Below are 18,011 nucleotides of genomic sequence, written 5' to 3'. Positions count from 1 at the left end.
AACGTCGCCGGGAGGCTACACTGGCGATGTAGACCAGAAACGGGGGACGCTCCGGTGCATTCGGGTGCATGGCAAAGCTGCGACAGGGAAGAAGGGGCACAGATGGACGCGACCTCGCGGCGGAACCGCCAGCTGGAGGCGGTGCTCGGCGCGTTTCCCGACATCTCCTTCGTCATCGACCGCCGCGGCCGCTATCTGGAGGTGATCGGCGGGGTCGACGAACGCCTCTATGAGGACGGCCGCGGCCTCACCGGTCACACCCTCCATGAGGTACTGCCGGCCGAGACGGCCGACCACTTCCTCGACGTGGTACACCGTGCGCTCGGCAGCGGCGAGCTGCAGCGCGTGGAGTACACGCTGAGCGCCCGTCAGGTACGCAGTCTCGACAACGAGCGCCGGCGCTCGCCTCGGGCCGGCACGCCGCAGTGGTTCGACGGCCGGGTGCTGCCGCTGCCCGGTTACGAGGCGGACGAACCCGTGGTCCTGTGGGTGGCCTTCAACGTCACCGAGCGCAAGGCCCTGGAAGAAGAGCTCCGGCGGCTCGCCACCACCGATGATCTCACCGGCCTGTGCAACCGGCGCACGGCACTGCTGCAGCTCGGGCGACTCCACCAGCGGGCCCGGCAGGGACACAGCCGGCTGTCGGTGCTGCTGCTCGACGTGGACCAGTTCAAGCAGATCAACGACGGCTTCGGCCATACCGCCGGCGACCGGGTGCTCAGCTGGGTCGCGCGGCAGATCGAGGGGGTTATCCGGCCCGGCGACCTGATCGCACGGGTGGGTGGGGATGAGTTCCTGATTGGCCTGCCGGATGCCGGCAGCGGCGCCGCCGAGGAGATCGCGGCACGGCTGACCCAGCGCATTCGCGGAGAGGCACTGCCCTTCGAGGGCATGGACATCCCGGTGACGATCAGCGTGGGCGTGGCCACGGCCGGCGTGGAAGACGTGGAGCTGGAGAGCGTGATCATGCGCGCCGACTCCGCGCTCTACCAGGCGAAGGCCGCGGGACGCGACTGCCACCGGGGGGCGGCGCCCCCCGGGGATATCCGACCGCGCCCGGCTAGCGCAGGCTGATGTAGCCGAGCTGCTCGAGCTTGAGGATGACCTCCTGGGCCGCCTCGTCCGGCGTCGAGTCCGTGGTGTCCAGCACCAGTTCCGGGGACTCCGGGGCCTCATAGGGGTCGTCGATACCGGTGAAGTTCTTGATGATACCGGCACGCGCCTTGGCATAGAGTCCCTTTCGGTCCCGCGCCTCGCAGACCTCCAGCGGGGTCGCCACGTGCACCTCGACGAAGCCGCCGTTGGCCTCCTCCACCATCCCGCGGACCTGGCGCCGGGTCGCCGCGTACGGCGCGATCGGCGCACAGATGGCGATGCCGCCATTCTTGGCGATCTCGCTGGCGACGAAGCCGATACGCTGGATGTTGAGGTCGCGGTGCTCCTTGGAGAAACCGAGCTCGCTGGAGAGGTTCTTGCGCACCAGGTCGCCGTCGAGCAGGGTCACCCGGCGACCGCCCAGCTCCATGAGCTTGGCCATCACCGCGTTGGCGACGGTGGACTTGCCCGAACCGGAGAGCCCCGTGAAGAAGAGGGTCACGCCCTGCAGGTGCTTGGGCGGGAACGTCCGGCGCAGCTCCTCGACCACCTCCGGATAGCCGAACCAGTCCGGGATATCCAGCCCCTCGCGCATGCGCCGGCGGAACTCCGTGCCCGATATCTGGAGCATCGTCTCGCGGGACTCGTCGACCTCGTCGATGGGCGCGTACTCCGCGCGCTCCTTGACGTAGACCATCATCTGGAACGGCACCATGGTGATGCCGAGCTCCTCGCCGTGGCGCGTAACCAGCTCCTGGGCGTCGTATTCGCCGTAGAATGGCTGGCCGTCACTGCCCTTGCCCGGACCCGCATGGTCGCGCCCGACGATGAAGTGGGTGCAGCCGTAATTGCGCCGGATGATCGCGTGCCAGACCGCCTCGCGGGGCCCACCCATGCGCATGGCCAGCGGCAGCAGCGACAGCGCGGTGGTCTGCTCCGGGTACTTCTTGAGCACGTGCTCGTAGCAGCGCACGCGGGAGTAATGATCCACGTCTCCCGGCTTGGTCATGCCCACCACCGGCTGGATGAGCAGGTTGGCCTCGGCCTGCTTGGCCGCGCGGAAAGTCAGCTCCACGTGGGCCCGGTGCATCGGGTTACGGGTCTGGAACGCCACCACCCGCCGCCAGCCGCTGCGCGCAAAGCGCTCGCGCAGCTGGCGCGGCGTCGCGCGGAGGTGGTTGAAGTCATAGTGCACGGGCTCGCTCACGCCGTAGACGCGACCACCGAGGTAGACCGGATTGCTGCGGTTGAGGAGGTAGTCCACACCGGCATGGGCGGTGTCCGTCGTGGCGAACACGCCCTGCGCCTCGCGCTCGCGGTCCGGCCGCCACAGCGCCTCGACATCCATAACCGCCAGCAGGACGCCCTCCGGGTCGCGCAGCGCAATGCGCTGCCCTTCCCCGACCCCCTCGGCGAACGCCTCGGAGACATCGAGGGTCACCGGGATCGGCCACAGCGTGCCGTCGGCGAGGCGCATCTCATCGACCACCCGATCGTAGTCGGCGGGCGAGAGGAACCCCTCCAGCGGCGAGAAGCCGCCGTTGAGCAGCAGCTCGAGGTCGCAGAGCTGGCGCTGTGTGAGGTCCCAGCTCGGATAGTCGCGGGCCCGCTCCTTCTCGGCCGCAGCCGCCGCCTCGTCAAGGTAGAGTTCCTTGAGCTCCCCGCCGTGGGGCTCGATGAGCTTGGTCATGTCACTCCTTTCCTGCTGAACCGTAGAGAATTCGATCGCCGGGCGCCGGCCGCGGCTACGCCCCCTGGGAGGCCCCCGCGGTGACCGGCGCCGACAGCCCGCTGATCAACACCAGCCAGACCGCGGCCAGCACCGCCCCGCCAATGAACACGCCGGTGGGACCGAAGCGCCCGTAGGCCGCACCGCCGAGCACACCGCCGATGAACGCGCCGGTGAACTGGGACGTCGAGAACACCCCGAGCGCCGCGCCCCGCGCCGCCTGAGGGGCAAAGCGCGTGACCAGCGAGGGCAGGCTGGCCTCGAGCACGTTGAAGGCCGTGAAATACACCACCAGCGCCCCCGCCAGGGCCCAGGGACCGACGGCGGCCGCGTCCGCCAGCGCCACCTCGCCGACGATGAGCACCACCACGGCGGCGGCGATCAGCCGGTGCATGATCCGCTTGGCCTCGCCCACACCGATGGCCGGGAACATCAGCAGCGCCGAGATCGCCATCACCGGCACGTACATCTTCCAGTGGTCCGCGGGCGCCAGTCCCGCCACATCGGCGATCACCACCGGCAGGACCACGAACTGCGCGGTCATGATCATGTGCAGCACCATCACGCTCGCATCCAGGCGCAACAGGTCAGGGTTGCGAAGCACCTCGCCGAAGGTCCCGGCACGGATATCGCGGTCATGACTGCGGGTCGTCGGCACCGGCACCAGCCAGACCAGCAGCGCCAGCGCCACCAGCGCCAGCGCGCCCGTGAGCCAGAAAATCCCCGAAAGGCCCATCGCCGCAGCCGCCTCCGGCGCGATGACCAGCGCCAGCATGAACGCCAGCCCGACGCTGATCCCGATCAACGCCATCGCCTTGGTACGCTGCTGCTCCCGGGTGGTGTCCGCGGCCAGCGCCATCACCGCGGCCGCGATGGCCCCGGCACCCTGCAGCGCGCGCCCCGCAATCACGCCCCAGATCGTGCCCGACATCGCCGCCACCGCCGAGCCCAGGGCGAACACCACCAGCCCCCCGATGATCACCGGCCGGCGACCGAGGCGGTCGGAGAGCACGCCCATGGGGATCTGCAGCAGCGCCTGCGTGAGCCCGTAAGCGCCGATGGCGAAACCGATCAGCGTGGGCGTGGACCCGCCGAGGGCGTCCGCATAGAGCGTGAAAACCGGCATGATGAGGAACAACCCCAGCATGCGCATACCGAAGATAGTGGCGAGTCCCGCTGTCGCCCGGCGCTCGGCGCCGTTCATGGGACCGCTGGAGTGGCGTGTGCTGTTACCCAAGATCCTGACTGCCCTGATCGCTGATGAATGGATTCGAGGACGCAGCCGAATTGACAGACCCGGTATACTATCAGGTTGGCTACGCCGGTCCTAATTCGATGAATCATATCTTTATTCAGGGTGCCCGCACCCATAACCTGCAGAACATCACGCTGGCCATCCCCCGGGAGCGGCTTGTGGTGATTACCGGACTCTCCGGCTCGGGCAAGAGTTCCCTCGCCTTCGACACCATCTACGCCGAGGGCCAGCGCCGCTACGTCGAGTCGCTGTCCACCTATGCCCGGCAGTTCCTCTCCATGATGGAGAAGCCGGACGTCGACCATATCGAGGGGCTGTCCCCGGCGATCTCCATCGAGCAGAAGGCGACCTCCCACAACCCGCGCTCCACCGTCGGCACGGTAACCGAGATCCACGACTACCTGCGGCTGCTGTTCGCCCGCGCGGGCACGCCCCGTTGCCCGGAGCACGGCATCGCCCTGAGCGCGCTCACCGTCAGCGAGATGGTGGATCGCGTGCTGGCCCTGGATGAGGGCTCGCGGATCATGCTGCTCGCCCCCCTGCACCCGCAGGCCGGCGGCACCGAGACGCTGATCGACGAGCTCCGCGCCCAGGGCTTCATCCGGGTACGGATCGACGGCCACGTCCACGAGCTCGACGACGTCCCCACCCTGCCCCCGGAACAGACGCACACCATCGAGGCAGTGGTGGACCGGCTGCGCGTGCGCCCGGACCAGGCCGGGCGCATCGCCGATTCGGTGGAAACCTGCCTGGGCCTGTCCGACGGGCTGCTGCGCGTCGCCGACATGGACGACGGTGATACCCCGGAGCCGCTCTACACCGCGCACCACACGTGCCCGATGTGCGGCTACGCCGTCGCCGAGCTCGAGCCGCGGCTGTTCTCGTTCAACAACCCCCACGGCGCCTGCCCCACCTGCAACGGCCTGGGCGTGCACCAGTTCTTCGACCCGGAACGGGTGGTCGCCCACCCCGAGCTGTCCCTCGCCGGTGGCGCCATCCGCGGCTGGGACCGTCGCAACGCGCACTACAGTCGCATCCTCGACGCCCTGGCCGCACACTACGGCTTCGACGTGGAGACCCCCTGGCAGGACCTGGACGCCCACGTCCGCGAAGTGCTCCTAAACGGCAGCGGCGACGAGGAGATCACCTTCCGCTACCGCGGGCCGAGCGGCGAGCACGTGCGTGCGCACCCGTTCGAGGGCGTGCTCAACAACCTCGACCGCCGCTATCGCGAGACCGACTCCACGGCCGTGCGCGAGGAGCTCGGGCGCTACATCAGCACCCGGCGCTGCCCGGACTGCGACGGTTCCCGGCTCAACGAGGCGGCCCGCCACGTGTACGTCGGTGAACACACCCTGCCCGCGGTCTCCGCGCTGTCCGTCGGCCGGGCCCGGGAACTGTTCGCCGGCCTCGCCCTGGCGGGCGCCCGCGGCGACATCGCCGAAAGCATCCTGCGCGAGATCCGCGAGCGGCTGAGCTTCCTGGTCAACGTGGGCCTGGACTACCTCAGCCTCGACCGCGGTGCCGACAGCCTGTCCGGGGGCGAGTCCCAGCGCATCCGCCTGGCCAGTCAGATCGGCGCCGGCCTGGTCGGGGTGATGTACGTGCTCGACGAGCCCTCCATCGGCCTGCACCAGCGCGACAACCAGCGCCTGCTCGACACCCTGCTACGCCTGCGCGACATGGGCAACACCGTGATCGTCGTCGAGCACGACGAGGACGCCATCCGCGCCGCGGACCACGTGGTGGACATGGGCCCGGGTGCCGGCACCCACGGCGGGCGCGTCATCGCCGAGGGGCCACCCGCCGCCATCGAGGCGGAGCCGGCCTCGCTCACCGGCGACTACCTCGCCGGCCGCAGGGCCATCGAGGTCCCGGCCCGGCGGGTCGCCCCCGGCGATGCCTGGCTGCGGCTGCGAGGCGCCCGGGGCAACAACCTCCACGCCGTGGACGTGGACCTGCCGCTCGGGCTGATGATCGGCATCACCGGCGTGTCCGGGTCGGGCAAGTCGACCCTGATCAACGCGACCCTGCATCCCCACGCGGCGAACCGCCTCAACCGCGCCAGCCTGGACGCCGCCCCCTGCGACGGCCTGGAGGGGCTGGACGCGCTGGACAAGGTCATCGACATCGACCAGAGCCCCATCGGGCGCACGCCACGCTCCAACCCGGCGACCTACACCGGGCTGTTCACCGCGGTGCGCGAGCTCTTCGCCGGCACGCCGGAGGCGCGGGCACGCGGCTACGGGCCGGGACGGTTCAGCTTCAACGTCAAGGGCGGGCGCTGCGAGGCCTGCCAGGGCGACGGCGTGATCCGCGTGGAGATGCACTTCCTGCCCGACGTGTTCGTGCCCTGCGACATCTGCCAGGGCCAGCGTTACAACCGCGAGACCCTGGAGGTGCGCTACAAGGGGCTGAACATCCACGAGGTCCTGGAGCTGACCGTCGAGGAGGCGCTGTCGCTGTTCGAGCCGGTGCCGGTGATCGCGCGCAAGCTGCGCACACTCATGGAGGTGGGGCTCGGCTACGTGCGCCTGGGCCAGAGCGCCACCACCCTCTCCGGCGGCGAGGCCCAGCGCGTGAAACTCGCCCGCGAACTCGCCAAGCGGGATACCGGACGCACCCTCTACATCCTCGACGAGCCCACCACCGGGCTGCATTTTCACGACATCGCCCAGCTCCTCGAGGTGCTCACCCGGCTGCGCGAGCACGGCAACACCGTAATCGTCATCGAGCACAACCTCGACGTCATCAAGACCATGGACTGGATCGTGGACCTCGGACCGGAGGGAGGCGAAGGCGGCGGCCGTGTGGTGGCCACCGGCACGCCGGAGACGGTGGCCGGCGTCGAGGCCTCACACACCGGGCGCTATCTGCGCGGGATGCTGCCGGGGGACACCGCGCGCACCGGCAGCGGGGGCTGAGCCCGCGGGCCGGCGCCCGCGGGCCCGGGGATGGCTCAGCCGTTCGCCGCGGCGAGGGCCTGGTCGATGTCGGCGATGATGTCCTCGGCATGCTCGATGCCCACCGACAGCCGCACCATGTCCCGGCTCACCCCCGCGGAGGCCAGCTCCTCATCGTTGAGCTGGCGGTGGGTGGTGGTCGCCGGGTGGCAGGCGAGGCTGCGGGCGTCACCGATGTTCACCAGCCGGACGATGAGCTGGAGCGCGTCGATGAAGCGCGCACCGGCGGCCTCCCCGCCCTCGATCCCGAAGCTCAGGATGCTCGCGGCCCGGCCATCCATGTATTTGCGCGCGAGATCGTGGTGGGGACTCTCCTCCAGGCCCGCGAACTTGACCCACTTGACCTGGGAGTGATCGCGGAGATGGCGGGCCACCGCCAGCGCGTTCTCGCAGTGGCGCTCCATGCGCAGCGGCACCGTCTCGATGCCCTGCAGGAGCTGGAAGGCATTGAACGGCGACAGCGCCGCGCCCATGTTGCGCAGCGGCGCCACCCGGCACCGGCCGATGTAGGCGGCCGCCCCGAGGGCCTCGGTGTAGACGACACCGTGGTAGGAGGGGTCCGGCTCGTTGAGCATGGGGTAACGCGCCGCCTGCTCGGCCCAGGGGAAGTTTCCGGAGTCCACGATCACCCCGCCCACCGTGGTGCCATGGCCACCCATGTACTTGGTCAGCGAGTGGATTACGATGTCGGCGCCATGCTCGATTGGCCGCCAGAGACAGGGGGTCGGCACGGTGTTGTCCACCATCAGGGGTACGCCGGCCTCGTGGGCGATGGCGGCGAAGCGCGCCACGTCCACGATGTTGCCGTTGGGGTTGCCCACCGTCTCGCAGAACACCGCCTTGGTCCGATCATCGATGAGCTCCGCGAGCCGCTCGGGGTCGTCGGCATCGACGAAGCGCACCTCGATGCCCTGGTTCGGCAGCCCGTGGGCGAAGAGATTGTAGGTGCCACCATAGAGCTGGCTGGTGGCGACGATGTTGTCCCCCGCGCGGCTGATGCACTGGATGGCGTAGGTGATCGCCGCCATCCCCGAGGCCACCGCCAGGGCACCGATGCCACCTTCCATCGCGGCGACGCGCTGCTCGAGCACGGCGTTGGTGGGGTTCATGATGCGGGTGTAGATATTGCCCTCGACCTTGAGGTCGAACAGATCGGCCCCGTGCTGAGTGTCGTCGAAGGCGTAGGACGTCGTCTGGTAGATCGGCACCGCCACCGCCTTGGTGGTGGGCTCCGGGTCATAACCGGCATGCACGGCAAGGGTTTCGAGCTTCACGGCCACTCTCCTCCACGGTTCGGACTACGACCGCCGATGGTAACCGCTCCGTCACCCGTAGACACGCGTGAACGGGAATATGCATATACCGCGGCGCCACAGTCCTACTCACCGCGGACATGCCCTCGCTCTTGGCCCCGGACTCATACTCACTATTACACAGATTGATGGAAATGCGCTGATACTTGAAACGAGCGCAAAGCATGAGAAGATGGTCTATTGATTCCAGGAGGTACCCCAGTCGCGGCCTATCGACGTGACGCCCGGCCTGCCGTACGGACATCGCCACCGGGCGAGCGATAGCGCAACGCACCAACCTGGCGGACCCCACCGGCGGCGCACAACGCCACTGAAAGGCGCGGACCGTGCACTGCCCGCAGAGAAGCATTCGCAGCAACAGACAGGTTTCTACATGTCCGATCGCATACAGCGTGATCTCGCCGATCGTATCCTGCTCCTGGACTGTGCCATGGGCACCATGATCCAGAAGCAGCCCCTCGAGGAAGCGGACTTCCGCGGTGAGCGCTTCGCCGAGCACCCCAGCTCGCTCAAGGGCAACAACGACTTGCTCACGCTCACCCGGCCGGATCTCATCCGCGAGATCCACGAGGCCAACCTGGCCGCCGGCGCGGACATCATCGAGACCAACACCTTCAACGCGACGCGGCTGTCACAGTCGGACTACGACACCGAGGACCTGGTCCCCGAGCTCAACCGCGAGGCGGCCCGCCTGGCGCGCGAATGCGCCGACGCGTGGACGGAGAAGACCCCGGAGCGCCCGCGCTATGTCACCGGCGTGCTCGGCCCCACCAGCCGCACCGCCTCGATCTCGCCGGACGTGAACAACCCCGGCTACCGCAACGTCACCTTCGACGAGCTGCGCGAGAACTATCTCGAGGCCGCGCACTCGCTGGTGGAGGGCGGTGCCGACCTGATCCTGGTCGAGACGATCTTCGACACCCTCAACGCCAAGGCGTGCCTGTTCGCGCTCGAACAGCTGTTCGAGGAGCTCGGCCGCAAGGTCCCGGTGATGATCTCCGGCACCATCACCGACGCCTCCGGGCGCACCCTTTCCGGGCAGACCACCGAGGCCTTCTGGAACTCCGTGCGCCACGTCGAGCCGTTCTCCATCGGCCTGAACTGCGCGCTCGGTGCCGAGGACCTGCGTCCCTACATCCAGGATCTCTCCCGGGTGGCGAGCAACACCTACGTGTCCGCCCACCCCAACGCCGGCCTGCCCAACGAGATGGGCGAGTACGACCAGTCGCCGGAATACATGGCGAAGCTCATCCGGGAGTTCGCCGAGAGCGGCTTCCTCAACATCGTCGGTGGCTGCTGCGGCACCACCCCCGAGCATATCGCCGCGATCCGCGACGCGGTGGACGGCGTCGCGCCCCGCGAGATCCCGAGCCTGTCCCCGGCACTGCGTCTCTCGGGCCTGGAGCCGCTGAACGTCGGCGACGGCGACATGTTCGTCAACGTCGGCGAGCGCACCAACGTGACCGGCTCGGCGCGGTTCAAGCGCCTGATCAAGGAGGAGGACTACGACACGGCGCTGGACGTCGCCCGCCAGCAGGTGGACAACGGCGCCCAGGTGATCGACATCAACATGGACGAGGGCCTGCTCGACGCCGTCGAGTGCATGGACCGTTTCCTCAAGCTGGTCGCCTCCGAGCCGGACATCGCCCGGGTGCCGATCATGGTCGACTCCTCCAAGTGGGAGGCGATGGAGGCCGGCCTGCAGACCATCCAGGGCAAGGGCATCGTCAACTCCATCAGCCTCAAGGAGGGTGAGGAGGACTTCCGCAAGAAGGCGCAGCTCGTGCGCCGCTACGGTGCCGCGGTCATCGTCATGGCCTTCGACGAGGAGGGCCAGGCCGACACCCTGGAGCGGCGCACCGAGATCGCCGCGCGCGCCTACCGGATCCTCACCGAGGAGATCGGCTTTCCGCCCGAGGACATCGTCTTCGACCTGAACATCTTCCCGGTGGGCACCGGCATCGAGGAGCACGCCCGCTACGCCATCGACTTCATCGAGGCGACGCGGCACGTGAAGACCCACCTGCCCCACGCGAAGGTCTCCGGCGGGCTGTCCAACCTGTCGTTCTCCTTCCGGGGCAACGAGCCGGTGCGCCGCGCCATGCACTCGGCGTTCCTCTACCACGCCATCCAGGCGGGGCTGGACATGGCCATCGTCAACGCCGGCCAGCTCGACGTCTACGACGACATCGACAAGGAGCTCCTGGAGCTGGTCGAGGACGTGCTCTTCGACCGCCGCGAGGACGCCACCGAGCGCCTGGTCGACCGCGCCGAGGAGTTCAAGGGCCAGGGCGCGAAGGCCGAGGAGAAGAACCTGGAGTGGCGCGAGTGGCCGGTGGAGAAGCGCCTGGAGCACGCCCTGGTCAAGGGCATCACCGAATACGTGGTGGACGATACCGAGGAGTGCCGCCAGCAGTTCGACCACCCCATCAAGGTCATCGAGGGCCCGCTGATGGACGGCATGAACGTGGTCGGTGACCTCTTCGGCGCGGGCAAGATGTTCCTGCCCCAGGTGGTGAAGTCCGCGCGCGTGATGAAGAAGGCCGTCGCCCACCTCATCCCCTACATCGAGGCGATGAAGAGCGACGGCGATCAGTCCAACGGCAAGGTCGTGCTGGCCACGGTGAAGGGCGACGTCCACGACATCGGCAAGAACATCGTCGCGGTCGTGCTCCAGTGCAACAACTACGAAGTCATCGACCTCGGGGTGATGATCCCCAACGAGAAGACGCTGGCCGCGGCCGAGGAGCACGGCGCCGACATCGTCGGCCTCTCCGGGCTGATCACCCCGTCGCTGGACGAGATGGTGGACATGGCCAAGGAGATGGAGCGCCGCGGCTTCACCGTCCCGCTGCTCATCGGCGGCGCCACCACCTCCCGGGTGCACACAGCGGTGAAGATCGAGCCGCAGTACAGCGGCGATACCATCTACGTGAAGGATGCCTCCCGCGCCGTCGGCGTGTGCTCGAAGCTGCTCAGCGACACCCAGCGCGAGGACTACGTCGCCGAGATCAAGACCGAGTACGAGCGGGTGCGCGAGCAGCGTGCCAGGCGCCAGGTGAAGCAGAAATGGCTCACCATCGAGGACGCGCGGGCCAACCGCACGCCCGTCGACTGGCAGTCCTACGAGCCCGTCACTCCGCGCGAGCCCGGCGTCCACGTCATCGAGGACCAGCCGCTGGAGGAGCTCGTCGAGTTCATCGACTGGACTCCGTTCTTCCAGGCCTGGCAGATGACGGGCAAGTTCCCGAAGATCCTCGACGACGAAAAGCAGGGCGAGCAGGCACGCAAGCTCTACGACGACGCCCGCGCCATGCTCGCGCAGATCGTCGAGGAGCGGTGGCTCACCGCGCGGGCCGTGTTCGGGCTGTTCCCGGCCAACGCCGTCGGTGACGACACCGAGATATACGCCGACGACTCCCGTGAGCACGTGCGCCTGGTAACCCACCACCTGCGCCAGCAGACGGAGAAGCCCGAGGGCCGGCCGAACCAGTCCCTCGCCGACTTCGTCGCGCCCAAGGACACCGGCATCCAGGACTGGATGGGGGCGTTCGCGGTGACCGCCGGCATCGGCATCGACGAGCACGTGAAACGCTTCGAGGCCGATCACGACGACTACAACGCCATCCTGCTCAAGGCCCTGGCCGACCGGCTCGCCGAGGCCTTCGCCGAGATGCTCCACCAGAAGGTGCGCCGCGAGTACTGGGGCTACGCCGCCGACGAGGCGCTCGACAACGACGGCCTCATCGCGGAGAACTACCAGGGCATCCGGCCGGCGCCGGGCTACCCGGCCTGCCCGGACCACACCGAGAAGGATCTGCTCTGGGAGCTGCTCGACGTGCGCGGGAACGCCGGTATCGAGCTGACCTCGTCCAAGGCGATGGTGCCGACGGCGGCGGTCTCCGGCTGGTACTTCGCCCACCCGGACAGCCGCTACTTCGGTCTCGGCAACATCTTCCGCGACCAGGTCAAGGACTATGCCCACCGCAAAGGCATGGACCCGTCCACGGCGGAGCGCTGGCTCAGCCCGAACCTCGGCTACGACCCGGACGAGGGCTGACCCGGGGCCCGGGGAGTCCGCCGGCGTGCCCGGCGGGCTCCACCGCCCTTTCCACCCGGCCGTCATGTCAGATCACGGCGGACGCGGCCCGATGCCCGCCGCGTACCAGTACTCGCTCTGACCCCTGCTATAGCGCCGCGAGGTCGTACGGCCCGCCACGCTCCCGGGCGCGCTGATAGGCGGCCCGCCCGCGGATACGCTCGACGAACGCGTTCAGCCGGGGACGCTCCGGTCCCGCCAGACCCCGCGCCACCGCAGCCTCCACCGGGAAGCTCATCTGGATGTCGGCGGCGGTGAACGCCTCACCGGCGAACCACGTCCGGCGCTGCAGCACGTCCTCCAGGTAGTCCAGGTGCGCGCGCACCTCGGGCCCCACGAAGGCCGACTGCACCCCGGCGGCGATCCGCCGCAGCAGCGGGCGCATCAGCCAAGGTGCCGCCGGCCCGCCAAGCCGGTCGAAGACCAGGCTCAGCAGCAGCGGCGGCATCGCCGAGCCCTCGGCGTAGTGCAGCCAGTAACGGTAATCGAGGAAGGCCTCCGTACCCGGGGCGGGGCGGAAGCGGTGGTCCGGGTCATGACCGTCGAGGAGATACTCGATGATCGCCCCGGACTCCGCCACCACCCGCTCGCCGTCGGTGATCACCGGCGAGCGGCCCAGCGGGTGGACCGCGCGCAGCGCGGCCGGCGCACGGCCGGTCGCCGGGTCGCGCTCGTAGCACTGGATGCGGTAGTCCGCGTCCAGCTCCTCGAGCAGCCAGAGCACGCGCTGGGAGCGGGAGTGGGCGAGGTGATGGACCGTGAGCGCGGTCATCGGCTCACCCCCATGGCCGCGCTCGTCTGACGGCGCGGGTCGGCGGCCCCGTGGAAGCCGTCCGCATCGATGAGGATGGACTGGATCGCCCCCATCGAGCGCTCCTGCTTCACGCGGTGGCCCATGGCCTCCAGTCCGGCGATGGTGTCCGGGCTGATGCCCTGCTCGATGCGGATATAGTCGGGCCGCCACTGGTGGTGCACCCGCGGCGCGTTGACCGCGGTCTGGATGTTCATGTCGTGATCGATGACGTTCATGATCACCTGCAGCGTCGTGGTGATGATCCGCGAGCCGCCGGGGCTGCCGGTGACGAGGCGGTTCCGGCCGTCCTTCTTCACGATGGTCGGCGACATGGACGAGAGCATGCGCTTGCCAGGCTCGATCCGGTTAGCCTCGCCGCCGATGAGCCCGTAGGCGTTGGGCACGCCCGGCTTGGCGGAGAAGTCGTCCATCTCGTTGTTCATGAGAAAGCCCGCGCCGTCGACCACCAGCCCCGAGCCGTAGCTGAAGTTCAGGGTGTAGGTGTTCGCCACCACCAGGCCGTCGCCGTCGGCGATGGAGAAGTGCGTGGTCTCGTTGGACTCGTACGGCCAGGGATCGCCGGCGGCAACCGCGTCCGCCGGCGTCGCCCGTTCCGGGTCGATCTCCCCGCGCAGCGCCCCGGCGTAGGCCTTGCTGGTGAGCCCCGCCACCGGCACGTCGACGAAGTCGCTGTCGCCGAGGTAACGCGCCCGGTCGGCGTAGGCACGCTTCATTGCCTCGGCCATCAGGTGGATGGTGCGTGCCGAGTTGTGTCCGGCCGCGGCGATGTCGTAACCCTCGAGGATGTTGAGGATCTCCACGATGTGCGTGCCGCCGGAGGACGGCGGCCCCATGGAGTAGACGTCGTAGCCGCGGTAGCGGCCATGGACCGGTTCGCGCACCACCGGCCGGTAGCCGGCGAGGTCGTCCAGGGTCATGATCCCGCCGTGGCGCTGCAGGGTCGAGACGATGCGCTCGGCGGTCACGCCCTCGTAGAACCCCTTCGGCCCCTGCTCGGCGATCCGCCGCAGGGTCCGCGCCAGCGCCGGCTGACGGAAGACCTGGCCGGCACGGTAGGGCGTGCCGTCGTCATGGAAGAACTTGGCCCGGCTGGACGGCCAGCGCCCGAGCCGGTCCCGCGCCGAGGTCAGCCCCTCGGCGAAACGCGGCGGGACCTCGAAGCCCTCCTCCGCCAGGCGGATCGCCGGTGCCAGGGCCTCGGCCAGCGAACGCGTGCCGTAGCGGCGCAGGGCGAGCGCCAGGCCCGCGACGGTGCCGGGCACACCGGAGGCGTTCGCACTGAAACGCGAGCGCTCCGGCACGACCTCGCCCTCGGCGTTCTGGAACATGGTCTCGGTGGCCGCCGCGGGGGCGGTCTCGCGGTAGTCGATGGCGACCACCTCGCCGCTGCGCTCGTCGGAGACGAGCATGAACCCGCCGCCGCCGATGTTGCCCGAGCGCGGCTGGGTCACCGCCAGGGCGAAGCCCGCGGTCACCGCCGCGTCCACGGCGTTACCGCCGTCACGCAGCACGTCCCGCGCCACCCGGGAGGCGATGTAATGACTCGTCGCCACCATGCCGCCGTCCGCGGTCACCGGCCGGAAGCGCTCCCCCGCGAGGATAGCCTCCGCCGCGTGGCCCGCCGGCCCCCACACCAGCGCCACCGCTGCCAGCGCCAGCACCCGCCGTCGAATCCCCTCGATCATGCCGCTCTCCCGCTGTCCGTATCTGCCCTGCCCGGCACCCGGCTCAACCGCCGGGCGCCGGCACACCATTAGTCCGGCCACCAGTATGGTCACCGCCCCGGACACCTGCACCCCTGCCGGCGAGTTCCGGAACGCCGAAGCGGCCGGACACACGGCCTCGGGGACGGGGCGCGCCGGGGCACGTCAACGTAGTAGGCTGTGATCGATGAGTATCGACCCGGACAATGACAAGGTACTGCGCATCTCGCGCAACGTGGCGATCGGGCTGGACGAGATCGAGCTCTCGGCGGTGCGCGCCCCCGGCCCCGGCGGGCAGAACGTGAACAAGGTCGCCACCGCCGTGCACCTGCGCTTCGACAGCCAGTCGTCGTCGCTGCCGGCCTTCTACAAGGAGCGCCTGCTGGCGTGCAGCGATCACCGCGTGACCGCGGACGGCGTGGTCGTGATCCGCGCCCGCCGCCACCGCAGCCAGGCCCTCAACCGCCAGGACGCCCTGGAGCGCCTGCGCGCCCTGCTGCGCGGGCTCACCGAGACGCCGGCGACACGGGTACCCACCCGCCCGAGCCGCAACGCACGCCGCCGGCGCACGGACCGCAAGGTCCGCCACGGGCGCAAGAAGGCGATGCGCCGTACACCACCGACGGAGTGACGGCAGCGGACCGCTTCAGGGGCGGGCCGTGAACCGGTAGAGGATCATGCCGCCGGCGAGCCCGACGACGAAGGTCAGGGGCACCACACTGCCCAGCGCCAGTGCCGCGATCCCCGGCCCGGGGCAGAAGCCCGCCACACCCCAGCCGACCCCGAACACCACGGCACCGCCGATCAGCCGCGCGTCGATGTCCCTGCGGGTCGGCAGCTGGAAGGCCGGTGCGAACACCGGCCGGGGACGGCGCAGCACGAAGCGGAAGCTGATCAGCGTGGTGGCCACCGCCCCGGCAAGAACGAACACCAGGGTCGGGTCCCAGCGGCCGGTGAGATCAAGGAAACCGAGCACCCGCGCCGGGTCCGTCATCTGCGCAAGGGCCAGGCCGGCGCCGAACAGCAGCCCGGCGACAATGCTCACGAGATGGATCATGACGCCACCCCCAGTACGTGCCGGACGACGAACACGGTGACGATGCTGGTCGCCATGAACGTGATCACGGCGATCAGCGAGCGCGGCGACAGCCGCCCGAGCCCGCAGACACCGTGGCCGCTGGTGCAGCCGCTGCCCAGGCGGGTACCGAAGCCGACGAGGACACCGGCGGCCAGCACCGCCCACAGCGGCAGCCCGCTGTGGAGCACCGCCCCCGCCGGCCAGAGCACGTAGACGGCCCCCGCACCGGCGATCATGCCGGCGAGGAAGAGCAGCCGCCACAGGCGCTCGCCACCGTGCTCCTCCATGGCCCCGGCCGCGATGCCGCTGATGCCCGCGATCCGCCCGTTCAGCCACAACAGGATGGTGGCGGCGAGCCCGATGAGGATCCCCCCTGCCAGGGCGGGAACCGGCTCGAAGGGCACGATCGTCATGCGGATTCCCCCGAATAGCTCTGGCTGAAATCCCCGGGCCGGTCAATGGGGATCTTCACGTAGGCGACCCCGTTGTCCTCCGCCGGCGGCAGCCGCCCGGCACGGATGTTCACCTGCACCGCGGGGATGATCAGCCGCGGCAGGTCCAGGGTCCGGTCACGCCCCTCTCGGCGTTCGACGAATTCCGCCTCGGTGACGCCGTCGCGCACGTGGATGTTGCCGCCACGCTGCTCGCCGATCGTGGCCTCGTTGCGATACTCGCGGCCGTTGGGACGGTAGTCGTGGAGCACGAACAGCCGGGTCTCGTCCGGCAGCTCGTAGAGCCGCATGATCGAGTGATAGAGCACCGATGCGCTGCCGCCGGGGAAGTCGCAGCGCGCGGTTCCCCCGTCCGGCATGAACAGGGTGTCCCCGCAGAAGGCCGCGTCACCGATCACGTACGTGAGGCTGTCCGAGGTGTGCCCCGGCGTGGGAATGGCCCGGGCCTCGATGTTGCCGACGTGGAAGGTCTCGTAGTCCGCGAACAGGTGATCGAACTGCGAGCCGTCCGGCAGGAAGCCCCGCTCCAGGTTGTAGACGTCGCGGAAGTGGCGCTGCACCGTGCGGATCCCCTCGCCGATGCCGGTGGTGCCACCGAGGCGGTCACGGATGTGCGCACCGGCGGCCAGGTGGTCCGCATGGGCGTGGGTCTCCAGCACCCATTCCACCTCCAGGCCCTCGCGGCGCACGAACTCGATGATCCCGTCGGCGCTGTCGGTGCCCGTGCGCCCCGCGTTCTCGGCGTAGTCGAGCACCGAGTCGATCACCGCGGCACGCCGGGTCTGCGGGTCCCAGACCACGTAGGAGAACGTGGACGTGGGTTCGTGCAGGAACTGCCTGACTTCGGGACGTGCACTCATCGCGGCACCTCCTTCGACTGATATCCCGAATAATGTAATAAGCATATTACTGAAACATATATTACACTGCGAATGGTACCGCTCGATCATCACCATAGACGCAACGGCGCCGATGAAGCTGCAACCGCCCCTGCTGACCAGCCTCCGCGGCTATGACCGCCAGGCCTTCTCCGACGACCTGACGGCGGGGATCATCACCGCCATTCTGCTCGTCCCCCAGGGCATGGCGTACGCGCTGCTCGCGGGACTGCCGGCGGAGACCGGGCTGTACGCCAGTATCATACCGCCGGCGGTCTATGCGGTGTTCGGCACCAGCCGCACCCTTGCCGTGGGCCCGGTGGCCGTCGCCGCACTCATGGTCGCCGACGCCCTGTCCCGCTTCGCCGGCGCCGATCCCCAGCAGTGGATCACCGGCGCCTCCATCCTGGCCGCGGAGGTGGGCGTAATACTGGCCGTCGGTGGGGCCCTGCGCCTGGGCCGGCTGGTCAACCTGATCGGCCACCCGGTGCTGTCCGGTTTCACCAGCGCGGCGGCGGCGCTGATCATGCTGAGCCAGGTGGGCCACCTGCTGGGCGTCGATGCCCCCCGGGGGGACGCGGTCACCATGATCACCGGCCTGTACACCCACATCGGCGCCGTCTCCACCGCCA

At 69.3% G+C, this 18,011-nt stretch carries 13 protein-coding genes; 5 read left to right on the top strand and 8 right to left on the bottom strand.

Annotated features, from left to right (window positions below):
- Nucleotides 1-102 precede the first annotated feature (102 nt).
- Nucleotides 103-1,074, top strand: coding sequence for a sensor domain-containing diguanylate cyclase (locus tag G7A99_RS07825; protein ID WP_018718524.1), 972 nt, complete (start codon nucleotides 103-105; stop codon nucleotides 1,072-1,074).
- Here the strand turns inward: G7A99_RS07825 and G7A99_RS07820 are convergent.
- Together G7A99_RS07820 and G7A99_RS07815 are read right to left on the bottom strand one after the other, a co-directional pair.
- Nucleotides 1,061-2,785 carry a bifunctional sulfate adenylyltransferase/adenylylsulfate kinase gene (locus G7A99_RS07820; protein ID WP_163139388.1) on the bottom strand — a complete coding sequence of 575 codons (1,725 nt, stop codon included), beginning with the start codon at nucleotides 2,783-2,785 and terminating at the stop codon, nucleotides 1,061-1,063. The genes G7A99_RS07825 and G7A99_RS07820 overlap by 14 nt on opposite strands.
- A gap of 55 nt (nucleotides 2,786-2,840) precedes the next feature.
- The gene (locus G7A99_RS07815; protein WP_240466168.1) at nucleotides 2,841-4,061 is read right to left on the bottom strand and encodes an MFS transporter; all 1,221 of its coding nucleotides are present in this window, start codon (nucleotides 4,059-4,061) and stop codon (nucleotides 2,841-2,843) included.
- Nucleotides 4,062-4,159: 98 nt separating this feature from the next.
- On the opposite strand from G7A99_RS07815, the gene uvrA reads away from it, so the two are divergent.
- Nucleotides 4,160-7,003 (top strand): excinuclease ABC subunit UvrA, encoded by a 2,844-nt coding sequence (gene uvrA / locus G7A99_RS07810; RefSeq protein ID WP_163139387.1) that lies wholly within the window; start codon nucleotides 4,160-4,162, stop codon nucleotides 7,001-7,003.
- A gap of 35 nt (nucleotides 7,004-7,038) precedes the next feature.
- On the opposite strand, the gene G7A99_RS07805 is transcribed toward uvrA, so the two are convergent.
- Nucleotides 7,039-8,316 (bottom strand): bifunctional O-acetylhomoserine aminocarboxypropyltransferase/cysteine synthase, encoded by a 1,278-nt coding sequence (locus tag G7A99_RS07805; protein ID WP_163139386.1) that lies wholly within the window; start codon nucleotides 8,314-8,316, stop codon nucleotides 7,039-7,041.
- 412 nt (nucleotides 8,317-8,728) lie between these two features.
- Between G7A99_RS07805 and metH the strand changes: the two genes are divergently transcribed.
- The gene (gene metH, locus G7A99_RS07800; protein WP_018718529.1) at nucleotides 8,729-12,415 is read left to right on the top strand and encodes a methionine synthase; all 3,687 of its coding nucleotides are present in this window, start codon (nucleotides 8,729-8,731) and stop codon (nucleotides 12,413-12,415) included.
- Nucleotides 12,416-12,542: 127 nt separating this feature from the next.
- On the opposite strand, the gene G7A99_RS07795 is transcribed toward metH, so the two are convergent.
- Nucleotides 12,543-13,226, bottom strand: a complete 684-nt coding sequence (locus tag G7A99_RS07795; RefSeq protein ID WP_018718530.1) for a glutathione S-transferase — start codon at nucleotides 13,224-13,226, stop codon at nucleotides 12,543-12,545.
- Nucleotides 13,223-14,953 (bottom strand): gamma-glutamyltransferase, encoded by a 1,731-nt coding sequence (gene ggt, locus G7A99_RS07790; RefSeq protein WP_163139385.1) that lies wholly within the window; start codon nucleotides 14,951-14,953, stop codon nucleotides 13,223-13,225. Before ggt ends, G7A99_RS07795 begins: the two co-directional genes overlap by 4 nt.
- A 205-nt stretch (nucleotides 14,954-15,158) precedes the next feature.
- Here ggt and arfB point away from each other — a divergent pair, with 205 nt between their 5' ends.
- Entirely contained in the window at nucleotides 15,159-15,602 is a 444-nt protein-coding gene (gene arfB, locus G7A99_RS07785) for an alternative ribosome rescue aminoacyl-tRNA hydrolase ArfB (protein ID WP_163139384.1), read from the top strand.
- Nucleotides 15,603-15,617: 15 nt separating this feature from the next.
- Here the strand turns inward: arfB and G7A99_RS07780 are convergent, their stop codons facing one another.
- Genes G7A99_RS07780 through G7A99_RS07770 form a run of 3 tightly spaced genes read right to left on the bottom strand, consistent with a single transcriptional unit; the run spans nucleotide 15,618 to nucleotide 17,361 of the window.
- Nucleotides 15,618-16,028, bottom strand: a complete 411-nt coding sequence (locus G7A99_RS07780; protein WP_018718533.1) for a DUF6691 family protein — start codon at nucleotides 16,026-16,028, stop codon at nucleotides 15,618-15,620.
- A complete protein-coding gene (locus G7A99_RS07775; protein ID WP_018718534.1) occupies nucleotides 16,025-16,462 on the bottom strand; it encodes a YeeE/YedE family protein in 438 nt (145 codons plus the stop codon). The genes G7A99_RS07780 and G7A99_RS07775 overlap by 4 nt, the downstream gene beginning before the upstream one ends.
- The gene (locus G7A99_RS07770; RefSeq protein ID WP_163139383.1) at nucleotides 16,459-17,361 is read right to left on the bottom strand and encodes an MBL fold metallo-hydrolase; all 903 of its coding nucleotides are present in this window, start codon (nucleotides 17,359-17,361) and stop codon (nucleotides 16,459-16,461) included. Before G7A99_RS07770 ends, G7A99_RS07775 begins: the two co-directional genes overlap by 4 nt.
- Before the next feature lie 112 nt (nucleotides 17,362-17,473).
- Between G7A99_RS07770 and G7A99_RS07765 the strand changes: the two genes are divergently transcribed.
- Nucleotides 17,474-18,011 (top strand): SulP family inorganic anion transporter (locus G7A99_RS07765; protein WP_240466167.1); only part of this gene is annotated, 538 nt, incomplete at its 3' end.

Source organism: Arhodomonas sp. KWT, from assembly GCF_010993615.1.
This window is presented reverse-complemented; position numbering and strand designations above follow the sequence as displayed.

Bases quoted from the DNA above. Each gene is read 5' to 3' on its own strand.
- G7A99_RS07825 (WP_018718524.1), top strand. From the start codon at position 103: ATGGACGCGACCTCGCGGCGGAACCGCCAGCTGGAGGCGGTGCTCGGC.
- G7A99_RS07820 (WP_163139388.1), bottom strand. From the start codon at position 2,785: ATGACCAAGCTCATCGAGCCCCACGGCGGGGAGCTCAAGGAACTCTAC.
- uvrA (WP_163139387.1), top strand. From the start codon at position 4,160: ATGAATCATATCTTTATTCAGGGTGCCCGCACCCATAACCTGCAGAAC.
- metH (WP_018718529.1), top strand. From the start codon at position 8,729: ATGTCCGATCGCATACAGCGTGATCTCGCCGATCGTATCCTGCTCCTG.
- G7A99_RS07795 (WP_018718530.1), bottom strand. From the start codon at position 13,226: ATGACCGCGCTCACGGTCCATCACCTCGCCCACTCCCGCTCCCAGCGC.
- ggt (WP_163139385.1), bottom strand. From the start codon at position 14,953: ATGATCGAGGGGATTCGACGGCGGGTGCTGGCGCTGGCAGCGGTGGCG.
- arfB (WP_163139384.1), top strand. From the start codon at position 15,159: ATGAGTATCGACCCGGACAATGACAAGGTACTGCGCATCTCGCGCAAC.
- G7A99_RS07780 (WP_018718533.1), bottom strand. From the start codon at position 16,028: ATGATCCATCTCGTGAGCATTGTCGCCGGGCTGCTGTTCGGCGCCGGC.
- G7A99_RS07775 (WP_018718534.1), bottom strand. From the start codon at position 16,462: ATGACGATCGTGCCCTTCGAGCCGGTTCCCGCCCTGGCAGGGGGGATC.
- G7A99_RS07770 (WP_163139383.1), bottom strand. From the start codon at position 17,361: ATGAGTGCACGTCCCGAAGTCAGGCAGTTCCTGCACGAACCCACGTCC.